General features: G+C 44.0%; 7 protein-coding genes. 3 read left to right on the top strand and 4 right to left on the bottom strand.

The window, feature by feature from the left end:
• Positions 1 to 185: 185 nt before the first annotated feature.
• Complete coding sequence (locus tag IQ276_RS25000) at positions 186 to 857, top strand: hypothetical protein (RefSeq protein ID WP_193917755.1); 672 nt, start codon at positions 186 to 188, stop codon at positions 855 to 857.
• A gap of 59 nt (positions 858 to 916) precedes the next feature.
• On the opposite strand, the gene IQ276_RS24995 is transcribed toward IQ276_RS25000, so the two are convergent.
• From IQ276_RS24995 to IQ276_RS24980, 4 genes are all read right to left on the bottom strand, one after another.
• Positions 917 to 4,948 (bottom strand): TonB-dependent receptor, encoded by a 4,032-nt coding sequence (locus IQ276_RS24995; protein WP_193917757.1) that lies wholly within the window; start codon positions 4,946 to 4,948, stop codon positions 917 to 919.
• The gene (locus tag IQ276_RS24990) at positions 4,945 to 6,492 is read right to left on the bottom strand and encodes a DUF11 domain-containing protein (RefSeq protein ID WP_193917759.1); all 1,548 of its coding nucleotides are present in this window, start codon (positions 6,490 to 6,492) and stop codon (positions 4,945 to 4,947) included. The genes IQ276_RS24995 and IQ276_RS24990 overlap by 4 nt, the downstream gene beginning before the upstream one ends.
• Positions 6,493 to 6,676: 184 nt before the next feature.
• Positions 6,677 to 7,240, bottom strand: coding sequence for a DUF11 domain-containing protein (locus IQ276_RS24985; RefSeq protein WP_193917761.1), 564 nt, complete (start codon positions 7,238 to 7,240; stop codon positions 6,677 to 6,679).
• Positions 7,241 to 7,486: 246 nt separating this feature from the next.
• Positions 7,487 to 10,033, bottom strand: a complete 2,547-nt coding sequence (locus IQ276_RS24980) for a beta strand repeat-containing protein (protein WP_193918372.1) — start codon at positions 10,031 to 10,033, stop codon at positions 7,487 to 7,489.
• An 820-nt stretch (positions 10,034 to 10,853) separates the two neighbouring features.
• Between IQ276_RS24980 and thrC the strand changes: the two genes are divergently transcribed.
• Positions 10,854 to 12,161 (top strand): threonine synthase, encoded by a 1,308-nt coding sequence (gene thrC, locus IQ276_RS24975; protein WP_190880564.1) that lies wholly within the window; start codon positions 10,854 to 10,856, stop codon positions 12,159 to 12,161.
• 110 nt (positions 12,162 to 12,271) lie between these two features.
• Complete coding sequence (locus IQ276_RS24970) at positions 12,272 to 12,547, top strand: MoaD/ThiS family protein (RefSeq protein ID WP_190880566.1); 276 nt, start codon at positions 12,272 to 12,274, stop codon at positions 12,545 to 12,547.
• Positions 12,548 to 12,553: the final 6 nt, after the last annotated feature.

Here is a 12,553-nt window from a genome sequence, read left to right as displayed (position 1 = left end):
TTATGAGAATATACCTAGTCAGGACTTAGGCAAAATATAACGAAAGTAGCGGTAATTCATGAATTACCGCTACGCAAGAATAAGGCTTTCGGTCACATCTTGCGTAAGTCCTACTAGTGTATGAACGCAGTAATGCGCTCTGCAATTATTGTAAATACGTATTTTAACAAAGGACTTAACTCAGAATGGCTAAAAATAAGAACTTGAGTTTGATGATTGCAGCATTAACACTATTTGCATTGAATTCCTCACCAATAATTGCTCTAGAAAAACGTCCATCTCAAGAAATACCTATAGATGAATTAGTTAAAGAAACAATGCAATTTGCTGAAGTTAGCAATAATCAGATGAATCTGGCGTGGTATCTGCCATTAGAAGCGTTTGGAGCGCCTCCTCAACCAGTACTGGTAATTGCAGTTGTTAAAGCAGATATTTCATCTCCTGACAGTTTTAAATTTGCTTCTGAAGCCGAAGCTCAAAAAGGGTTAAAAGTTACATATACTGACTCTAGTGGTAAATCTATAGTTTTGGCAAAAGCACCGAAAAGCGGTGATGTTGATCTTTTCATAACGGAAATGAAACCTATATTCTCAAAAATTGCAGGCAAGTTTGGTGAAGGGATGTGGTTTTTTACATATAAAAATGTTGATGATTCTGGGAAAAGCATCGTGTCACCATATGAACCTGGAAAATTGAAAGTTTCTTTCAGTGGAAAGAGTAGTACTCCGCAACCTGAATCTACAGTAGAGTTGCCGTTAAATTCACTTTTTGTTCCAAGGTTGTGTCCTAACGGCAAACCTGCACATGTATCCTGGAAATATTGCCCGTGGGATGGCACTCCACTCACCCTTAAGTAACTTTTCTTGGTACTTGCCCAGAAGCAGCCTAAAAAATGATTGTCAATAGAAGCAAAATTTTACTGTCGTAATTTCTCTACCAGCGTTTGCACAGTAGATTCTTCTTGCTTACGTGGCACCGGCTTTTGTTGTCCAAAACCATCAAACAAATCATCCAACTTGACAGTCAACCCCAAATATGCTCCACCCGCCGATCGCGTCCCAGAAAAATCGCGATCATCAACTTCACCAAAAACATATCCAGCGGAGAGCCGCAAATTAGGAGTCAGGTAGTAACCTGTCTCCAGAACAAAGCCCGTCTCACTATAGTTAGATTGACCAATCCAGCGAGCCTCACCAACTAAATCCCAGCTATATCCCAAACGATAAGTAGCTCGCAATTGTCCCAAATTCACCGTACTTGTACCAACTAAATCGTTAGCTAAGTAAGAAGTGCTATTACGCAAAGCATACTTACCGTAGAATTCCCATTGCCAGTTAGGGGCGTAGATAGCTTCTAAAGCAAAAGTATGGTCTTGGGAACCCGTACCACTACCTAACAGAATCGTCTCAGGAATAATCGCCGGATTTTGACGATATTCATAACGCAAGAAAGCATTAAATTTATCACTATGGGGGTCACGATAAGCTAAACCCACCTTCAGATTAGCGGTATCTGCCAATCCTGAAAGTCTTTGATTGGAAGAGTTTGCTTGTTGATAACGTACCAGAGCCGTCAGAGATGGAGAAATTTTACCCACTGCACCTGCGGTAATTACTGTATTACTACCACCAGAAGACGAGCGATGTTCGTAGCGGGCGCTGGCTTGAAACTGCGGATTATCGCTGTATTCCAGACCAACGCTGTAACTATCGCCACCATCAAATCCGATGGCTGATGCAGCTTGACCAAAGGCGTAGGGTTGGGGATATTGTTGACCCGCCGCCGTCCGATTGAAGAAGTTGCCAAATACGTGTTCGTAAGCTAAATTCAACCGCAATCCACGAGCAATAGTCCAGCGGTTATTTAGACCTATTGCACCTTGGGTAGTCAGTTCATTGGCACCACCCAAAATTGAGTAACGACCAGTTATGGTGGTATCGGTTCCGAGTTTGTGTTCGCCGTTGACACTCAAGCTGGTGATGGAATTACCAGACAATTGACCGCTACTGTAAAACTGTTGGGCGAGACTGACATTCACACCAGGAATTACCGCCCAATTCAACCCGAAGATGGTACGGTCTGGATAAACGCTATCTTTTTGGGAAGATAAGCTGAGTTCGTTTTGGGCTTGGAAAGTCAAGTTTTTAACGATGGGAACTGTAAAACGCGATCGCAATTGATCGGAATTACTACTCAAAGCATTGGGTGAAATGCGGTCTTGGCGATCGCGATGAATCCAATCGAGATCAAAGATAGCCCTACCCAAACGTTGTTGAATCCCAGCGGTAATCGTCGTCAGGGAATTATCAACTTTACTCCCTGGTATGGCATCATTACGGGGTGCAAATAATTCTTCAAAGGTGTCTAGCGGTTGGGGAGCAATGCCAAAATTGTCCTCGTGGTCGTATTGCACCCTGACATTGGTAGTTGGAGTCACTTTAGCTGTAACCTGCGCCCCATAACGAGTTTGTCCCGGTACAAAGCTGATGGTGGCATTATTAGCAAAACCTGTATCAGCAAAGCGATAATAGGCGCGTCCTTGAATCCCGTTAGCAATTTGTCCCTCAGCTTCCAAGCGATAGGCATCACCCCTAACTTTTCCCAGAACATCAGAATCATTACTAGAATGGGCGTATTCTGCAATTAGCCTACCCTTATCACCCAAAGATATCAGCGCGTCTGCGCCATACAGTTGAAAATCACGCACACCCTGATTTTCTTGGACATAAGTTGCTCCAATCCAACTTTCTTGGTTCAGCTTGCGGGAAAGATTATATTGCAAACGACCGGCAAAGATATTGCTATCAGAGTCTTCAGTTTCATATTGATAGCTAACAACAATCCGACGTACCAAGACTTGTCCAGTTTGATCGATATCGGTGCGAAGAATCGGTTCGCGGAATAATAAGGTACCGCGATCGTAGTCGATTTCGTAGTCTGGACCTCGGTTAAGCTGTTTGCGTTCTAATACAGTCCCAGGGCGATTGAGTTCTTCCAACTCAATAAAGACATTTTCGCTACCTGGTTGTAAGAGTCTGCGAGACAGGAAATAATAACCACTGGTGCCATCGGGAGCAATGGTATCTCGTTGAAATCCTTCTAAGTTATTGCCATAGAAACCTGTAATTTGTAAGTTTCCTAAGTTGTAGTTAGCTTTAAAGCCGTGGAGTTGACGAGTGATAGAAGTAAATTGCTGCGATCGCCGCGCAAATTCTTCTGTGTTATAGTCACCCCACATGGCAAAATCAGGGGAAGCTCCAGGTATACCAGTTGAACGCTCGAAACGCAAAAACAAGCTGTCAATGGAAGGAGCAACCACATCAACTTTCGAGCTATCGCCGTAAACAGGATAGTTTTGCTCGCTAAATTGGTAAGTTCTGAACAAGCGATTATCACAGTTGCAATCTTCATTCAAGTTACGAGAACTGTTGTATGCGCCTGTAAATAACCATTCTCCGATCGTACCAGTGGCAAATATCGCTGAATGGAAATCTAATTGCGTTCTATTGTTTTTGTCAGGGGGGAGGAAATCACGGAAACTGCCGTAATAATTTGTACCTCTAGCACCCAAGCGTAAATCTATGACCCCAGTCAGCAAACTCGGACGTAATGCCGTTTCAAATTGCAATTGGGTAAAGGCTTCTAAATTATTAACGATGGCGCGGATTGTAACAGTTTCTGCTTTGAGTTGCGATCGCAACATTGCTGTAAATTGTCCTCCTTTCGCCTCCACTTGAAATCCAGGTTCATCGGGTTTGAAATCCTTCCCCACCAAATCCCCAGCAGTAGGTATTAAAGTAACAACAGCATCATAATTAGAGCGATTGCCAGTTGCATCGAGCAGTTGACCCCGGATTGTAGCCGTAGAACGTCCATCTGCTGGGATACGAGACTCAACAGTTTCCAAAGTTAGTTGCTGCGGCGCTCCCCGCACTGCAACTTGCAGTGTTACAGGCGGTTCTGTTCCCCCGACTACCTGTGCAGAAATAGTATTTTGACCTTGTTGTAGCGAAACACCATACCATGTCTGCTTTACCAAGTTAGTACTCGCATCAGTTTCCGTCCGCCCCACCAAGGAAGGATCTACCAACACCCCATTTACCCGCAATTCCACCTGGCTACCACCAGGAAATTGGACAATCACCGTAGTAGCTTGTACATCTACAACACTGTCAGCCGTCGGAGTCAGAATTTTAATACCTGTAGAAATCGGAGGAGGTGAAGACACAGGCATATTTTCATTTACCACTTGTCTCTGTGTATCTCCCTGTGTCGGCGTCCCCACGTCGCCATTAGCAATTTTGCGTAAGCCTTTGGGTAAATCTACAGAAGTTGCTGGTTGAAATGGTTGTATTTCCCTTGGCGATTGGTCTTTCTTCTCCTTTATTCCTGCAATTTTGCGTAAGCCTCTAGGCAATTCCACAGAAGTTGCTGGCTGAAATGGTTGTATTTGGGTTTCAGTTGGCTGGACATCTGAAATCGAAGTAACAGTAGCCGATGCAAAAGAAGCTGACGGCTCCTGCCTAGAACTTCCCAACAAACGAGAAGAATTTAGCTGTTGCTGAATTCTTCTGCTAATCTTTGCGCCTTTTTGCGGCAGTCGCTTCTCCTGTCGGAGACGCTGCGCGAACAAGTCGGCAAAGCCGGACGCCAGTCGCTCATGGGGGGAACCCCCAAGACCGCGCTGGCTCCCCAACGCGCTGCCTTGTCTTTGCGTGAGCCTTTCATATCCTGAATCACCAACCCCAGAATTCACATCCATACTTTTTTCAACCACTGGATCTTCGACACCCTTCTCTGCTTGCAAAGGAGAATCAGGCAACACCAAGTTTTGACCAGTGAGTTCTGCTTTGACTATGCCAGGATACACAACAAGGCTGAGAGCTACTGGCATCGCCCCCATCAACATGAAGTTGAAAATAGTTGCACAGTGCAGTCTGGGTTTCATTTTTTGACTGGCTCCTGAAATGGGGTGACACCGAAGTTCATACGTACCAAGCCACCTGGTTCTAAATGCACCAGGCGAGATTGGCTATTGCGTTCGCGGAATTTTTTGTTGGGAGCTAAGTTGTAACCCGGTACACTGCTGAGGTCTAGTACGCCTGTGTGGTATCCAGGTAAGACGTTAGCTAAGGAGAACAAACCATTGGGATCTGTAGTGATACGGTTACCGTCTTCGAGGAAAAGCACCGCATTGGGTATCCCAGGCTCACCACGCTGCTGTTCGCCATCAAAGTTTTTATCAACAAACACCCGACCGATAATCGTGCCACAATCAGAAACGATTCCGGGACGAATTTTCAGTTGGTGTGTTGCTGGCCCATCCTTAGTGCTAAAACGGTTATCAGTTCGTTGGGCATTAGCGATCGCACTGTTGCGACCACTACCACGCAGAGAATCGGCTGTTAATTGAGCAGCGTAGGCAATATTCAGGACTTTCCCAGTGGGAATCGTCATATCTGTCCGGAATATCGCTGTGTTTCCATTCCGTTCCGAAGTGATAGTGACTGCTGTACCATCCATCTCTCCCTGCACAGATTTCGGCAAGAACTGGAATCCTAAAGGTAGGTTGTCGGTGATAACTACATTGTTCAAACCAGCATCAGCGAGATTTTTGAGTGAGAGGCGGTAGATTACTGTATCTCCAGGTTCAGCAGTAGCGCGATCGCCTGTTTTAATAATCTGCAACTGATTCGCTTGGCACAAATTTGTACTAAATTCAAAGGCTAATAAATCCAATCCCACTACTTCTGCATTGGGAACTAAAACAACTGTTTGCTCTACTCTGGTTTCACCTGTCAGACTGATTGGTTGTCCATCCAAAGAACTAGCTACATATCGCACTACACTATTACCTTGTGTGCCAGTGCTATCAAGGATTTGGATCTTGATCCGGCGTTGTTTATAGATAGAAGTCGGTGGTGGATTGACTACAAAAATGTAGGTTCTACCTGGATCGGTTTGACCTTTGTTTGGATCGAGTAGGAAATTGTAGACGCCCGCAGGGTTATTTGTAATGAAATAGGGGTTACTATTTTCGATATTTGGCGATTTTCCCCCAGGCACATTGTTATTAGGAATATCCGGTAACTCTGTTCGAGTCAAAGCAACTAAACCGCCCAATTCTGTGCCCGTTGGGTCGCTAGCATTAGGTTCGTATACCCCGACTGAAAAACCTGTATAATCCGGTAAAAGCGTACCAGCGCAACCTAAAATTCGTCCTAATGGGTCAACTAATGGGTTAGGAGTAACGTTAAGCTGACTAGAACTTCCTTGATATTTATTATTACTAGCTGGGTCTGTATAAGTATAAGTAGCTTGATTTGTGATCGGCACAGATGCAACTTGATTATTATTTTGTTGCGCTGTCACTGATATAGGTAAAGTAGTATATAAAAAACTTCCCAGCAGAATACTTGCTGTTAATCTTTGCCACCAGCTACTACTAAAATTAATTTGCTTTTGTTTTTGAGGACGGCTCACTGAACACATCTCCTCTGGATGCCAATTTTGTTGTTAATAAAAAATTTATTTATTGAGAATAATTCACAAAAATTAAATGGTATTTTCTGCAACTTAACCGCTACACTAATCCGATTTGATTTGTGAAAAATTGCGTCATGGTTGCCCTTTTTAATTACAAATGACCAATGACAAAGGACAACCCCAATTTCAATCAACGCACTTGGGTTTGATAAGTCGCCTTGACTGTCGTCTTTGCTGCAACTGACGAAACCTGTAAACGGATGTGGGTGTAAGCAATGGCTGGCGCTGGTTTAGTTTCCACTTTGCCGTTAGGAACAGTAACTTTAACGGTGGGATTTTCGACGAAGCTACGCCCACCATCAATGCTATAAGTAATTCTTCCATTATTAGTTACATTTGCAGATTTAAGTACGTAGACCATTCCTTTGGGAATGGCTTGATTCAAAGTCAAATTTTTCACTGGGCGATCGCCCTTATTTTCGCCACTTAAGGTATACCTCAATACATCTCCTGGTCGCACCACAGCTTGACCTTTCAAAGGTTCCCATTTCTGGCTTTGCTTACCCTGTTGATCTTGAGCGATGACTTGTTTTTCGGCTTCTAAGCGCAATTGAATTTGCGCTTGAGTTTTGATATTTTGGGCGTAGGCACTTTCTAAATGCCAGATATTTGCAACTCCTGGAAATTGACCCAAAAATGGAACTGTAGCTATTAGTGCGAACGCACCTAAACCTGCAAAAAAAACACCCTTCATATAAATAGCTTCCAGAATCTTGATTGTTGACTTATCTTTCCCTGGTTGTACTCAAAAATAGTCATCTTTGGGGATTGGGGATTGGGGATTGGGGATTGGGGATTGGGGATTGGGCATTGGGGATTGGGCATTGGGCATTGGGCATTGGGCATTGGGCATTTAGTTATTTCTCTCCCCATCTCCCTCATCTCCCTCATCTCCCCCATCTCCCCCACTCCCCACTCCCCACTCCCCACTCCCAACGAATTAATTAACCTTGCGTTGGAACGTAAATGTTCTTTGAATACCCGGTGCGATCGTCCCAGTTACAGTATCCACATACTTAGTTACATCAGTATTTACCGTAGTTCCAGTTTGGTCAATCCCAGAGCTAGTAGCTGGATTACCGCTGAAGAATTGAATGGTTGCACTCCCAGAATCTTTAGCTGAGCCAACAATGTTGCTAGTATCAATTTGACCACTGACATCGTTGTCTACTGCCCAGTTGTTGGGGCTTTGCGTACCATCTTCAATAATCACAACTTTGTCAGCATTCAAAATCACGTTACCGCTTCCAGATTGAGGCTCAGAAATATTGCTGTACTGAATTTGGTACTCAATAATGTTTCCGGGTGCAGGCTTCTTGGGATCGGTACTTAATGTGCCGTCATTGCCCTGGACTACAGGTCCAGTTCCTTGTAAGACTCGTGACACTTTCAGCAGTTTCAAAAAGCCAGTGTACACGCGATCGATAGTCTTGTTAGATGAATCAAAGATATTATCGTTGCCAGTATCCTTAATTCCATCAGCGTTACTATCCGTCGTGTAGTTGTCAATAGAAGCCCTGATGGGTACTGGGAAGCCTCTATTAATATCAGTCGATAACTGCGTATCTGGAGGTAAATCAACTTCTACACCGTAGTTGAGAGTTGCATTAGGAGCAAAGTTGGGAATGGTTATTGGTGTAACAGGTCCTGTAAACGCTCCATTATTGTAGGTATAAACAGCTGACTGACTATTATAGGTAATGGTCACCTTCGTACCATTCGGTAAATCTCCTGGAACTGTTGGTGGTGTTGGCTCTAGCTTCAAAACGCCTGGGTCAGTACCACTGTTCTTAACTGTGTTGGTGAAGCCAACTGACTGAGGATCGAGTAAACTACCAGGTGCTGTACCAGCAGGAACCAGAGAAGATTTGTTGGTGAAGTCGTCGTCAGTTCCACCCGATGGTCCAGTCGCATCCGGCGCATTCTGCGGCCCGTTGAGTATCGCTGAGGCTACAGGTGCTTGCACTGTGAAGACGTTGGCCTCACCTCCTGGTGTACCATCACCAGTGTTGTTGTTACCTGTGTCAGTTCCAGTTTCTGGAGCTGTTGGAGTACCAATATAGCCATCATCAACGTCGCCAGCCAATAGAGTATCGGGAACACCATCACCATTGGTATCTGTAACGCCATGAGGTGTCATATTCCCTGGTGGCCCATTGTAGTTGCTAGGATTTTGGTCGCCGGATTCGTCGTATACTGGGAGATTACTGCTGGGTGTTTGACCAAACAATTGGGCAATGTTAGCAACGGTTAAGGGTGAAGTTGCAGTTGATTCAATGGCTAGCTGAATCGAGAAGCCATTCACCGTTGTACCAGGAGCGATGGAAGTAATGATTGCTGGATTATTGATAAAACCAACGCGAGTGACTGAGGCTAGAGAGGCTGGTGCTGTCGTAGTCCAACTCGCTGTATTAGCATTAATTGTAGTAACTGCGTCAGTGGTATAAACAGTTTGCCAACCAGGCGGTGGAGTTGGTGCTGCTGCCAAATCTGTACCCGCAGGAATCGCATCAGAAACCAAGATCCGGGTGCTAGCAGCACCATTAACATTGATGCTTGTGCCGGTCAAAGGTGCTGGTGTAATTCCCTGTCCTGTGGGGTCGTTGGACTCAACTCGCAAACTCAAATCGTAAGTAAGCTTGTCATCTGTAATTGCAGTGGTACCAGCATTGTTATAGCCACTGCGAATCTTGAGAATGGTGGCTAAGGTGTAAGTCTTCACCGTTAAACCAACCTGAATTTGCTCGGTGGCGCTAGCCTCTCGTGTACCGTTAACTGGTGTGCCATCTACCTCACCAACAGCACCACCATTGGCGTTATCTACGGTGAACACGTCACCACCATCAGGACTCCGGAGTTGGTTTTGAGCATCACCAGGAGTGTTACCAAGGGTAACAGTAATTATGTCATTGGTTTGAGCGCCATTCTGGACGGTAATTGGTACACGCACCAACACAGTACCACCAACCGGAACTGAGGGTGTATCTACGCCACCTTGGGGGATGTTTATCCAGGTTTGACCACCGTCGGTACTATATTGCAAGCTATTAACTGTACCACCATTTGGTAACGTTCCAGAAACTGTACCTGGCCCAGTTGTTGTAGCTTGGTTAGGAATATGGAATTTGGTTGGGTCATTACCTACGTTGGTCAAGGTGTAGGTGTAAATGAGTAAGTCACCAACCTGGACTGTGGTATTGGTAGGGCTAGAAGTGGCATCTGTGACACCAGATGCGCTGACCGTGATACCAGCGACCTCTGCCACGGTGACAACGACAGTATTGGAAGTGGCATTGATTGTTGTCCCTGGACTGTTGGGATCTTCGTAGGTTGCTGTGGCTGTGTTACTGATAGATGTACCCGCAGTAGTTCCATCAGCTAATACAGGTGCAATAAATTGGAAAAGGTTACTACTTAATAATAGTGTTGCTAGTAAAGATTGATAGCGCTGATGCTGCTTGTTTACAAGTTTATTTTGTTTTACCATAGGTGTAGTTTATTTGCTGGACTTGTATCCTGGGTTTTTAAGCAGGACAAAATTCGGCAATTTTTTCAATAATTACCGATGGTATCTGCCCAAAACTTTAACGTTCGGGAATGCAGATTTGAGGAGTTAAGTTGTTTACACTCCTCGAAAGCTATATTGAGGCAATACTCTTCAAATAATTAGCCTGTCTGATTTGCGATCGCCCTTGATTATCAAGGCTAGTAATCACAAGTATGGGTAATTTACTGTTGCGTACTGCTGAATTGTTTATGCAAGTAGAAATGTAACTTTTGCTGCCAAAAAAATCCACCGTATAAATAAGTAACTTCTCTAGCCATGAATCAGTACATCAAAGGTTAAAATTCAACTTTATTTTTCCAAAACAAGTAGCAAATTGATTGATTTAATTCAATATCAAAAACACTAAAATTTATATACAAAAGTACTTTTGGGCATTTACTTTACGTATATACACTCTCAATAAGTGAAGTCATTTGGATAACTTAAATACGTAATCTAAATTGCTAAAAAGTGATAGTCATTTAGATATTTGCAAATTAATCATAGCCAGAATGCAGTTTTATCATCAGGCTAACAGCATTAAGACTGAATATTTGAAGCTATTGTTTTGTTTTGTAACCAGAAATAACTAAGTGTAAACACTAGATGCTGCGATTATAAGTCATAAAATTTTACAAGAATTATTACTTTTACTACTAAACATACCCGACAAAATTTGTCGGGTATGTTTGACTGGTATTTTTACTCGTGTTAGTATCAGGCGACAGTTGATAGACAGACAGACAGGGAAAGCTCGTTTATGACTCAGGCAATCACAACCCAATCCCAAGTCAGCAATGCCACATTTTTTAAAGCCTTGAAGTGTAAGGAATGTGGTGCGGAATATGAACCCAAAGCCAAGAATGTTTGTGAGTTATGCTTTGGACCTTTGGAAGTCAAGTATGACTACAGCGCTCTGCGTCTCTCTGTCACTCGTGAAACAATTCAAGCCGGGCCTAATTCAATTTGGCGCTACCGTCCGTTTTTGCCTGTCGCAACTAATAATGTTATAGATGTGGGAACCGGTATGACCCCGTTGGTTCGTTCCCACCGTCTTGCCCGCCGCCTGGGTCTAAACAAGCTTTATATTAAAAATGATGCCGTGAATATGCCCACCCTCAGCTTTAAGGATCGGGTGGTGTCAGTCGCCCTCACCAGAGCGCGAGAGTTGGGTTTTTCCACTGTTTCCTGCGCTAGCACTGGTAACTTGGCAAATTCTACAGCAGCGATCGCAGCTCACGCCGGTTTAGACTGCTGTGTGTTTATCCCGGCAGATTTGGAAGCTGGTAAAATTCTCGGTAGCCTGATCTACAGTCCCACCCTAATGGCTGTGAAGGGCAACTACGATCAAGTCAATCGTCTTTGTTCAGAAGTAGCCAATACATACGGCTGGGGATTTGTCAATATTAATCTACGTCCCTACTACTCTGAAGGTTCCAAAACGTTAGGCTTTGAAGTTGCAGAACAATTAGGGTGGCAATTACCCGACCATATCGTTGCTCCTTTAGCTTCTGGTTCGCTGTTTACCAAAATTTATAAGGGCTTCCAAGAATTTGTCGAAGTTGGTTTGGTAGAAGGTAAAAACGTCCGTTTCAGCGGCGCCCAAGCTGAAGGTTGTTCGCCCATCGCCCAAGCATTCAAAGAAGGAAGCGACTTTATTAAGCCAGTCAAACCGAATACAATTGCCAAATCAATTGCGATCGGTAACCCCGCAGACGGCATTTATGCTGTGGATATCGCTAAGAAGACTGGTGGTAACATTGAATCAGTCAATGACGCAGAAATTATTGATGGCATCAAACTACTGGCAGAAACCGAAGGCATCTTCACAGAAACAGCGGGTGGTACAACTGTCGCCGTGCTGAAAAAATTGGTAGAAGCCGGCAAGATCGATCCAGATGAAACTACCGTGGTTTACATCACTGGCAATGGATTGAAAACCCAAGAAGCAATACAAGGCTACGTTGGCGAACCCTTGACTATTGATGCTAAACTAGATAGTTTTGAACGTGCCTTAGAGCGATCGCGTACTCTCGATCGCTTGGAATGGCAACAAGTCCTTGTTTAATTATGAGTTAGGAGTTAGGAGTTATGAGTTATGAGTTTTTTATTCCTAACTCCTCACTCCTAACTCATAACTGCTGACTCCTCACTTTTCACTCAAAACTTTCTACTTCTATGGCCGTAAAAGTCTTAGTTCCTACAGCTCTTCAACAATTTACTAATAACGAAGCTATCGTAGAATCCAATGGCAACACCATTGCTGAACTTGTGGATTCATTAGAACAAAGCTTTCCTGGCTTCAAATCACGATTATGTGATGATGAAGGAAAGCTACGACGGTTTGTGAATTTTTACCTTAATGACGAAGATATTCGCTTTTTAAAAGGGGCAGATACACGCCTCAATGATGGGGATGAAGTAAGTATTGTCCCTGCTGTCGCTGGTGGTTAATGCCGA

This window comes from Desmonostoc muscorum LEGE 12446 (assembly GCF_015207005.2).
Classification (GTDB): domain Bacteria; phylum Cyanobacteriota; class Cyanobacteriia; order Cyanobacteriales; family Nostocaceae; genus Nostoc; species Nostoc muscorum.
This window is presented reverse-complemented; position numbering and strand designations above follow the sequence as displayed.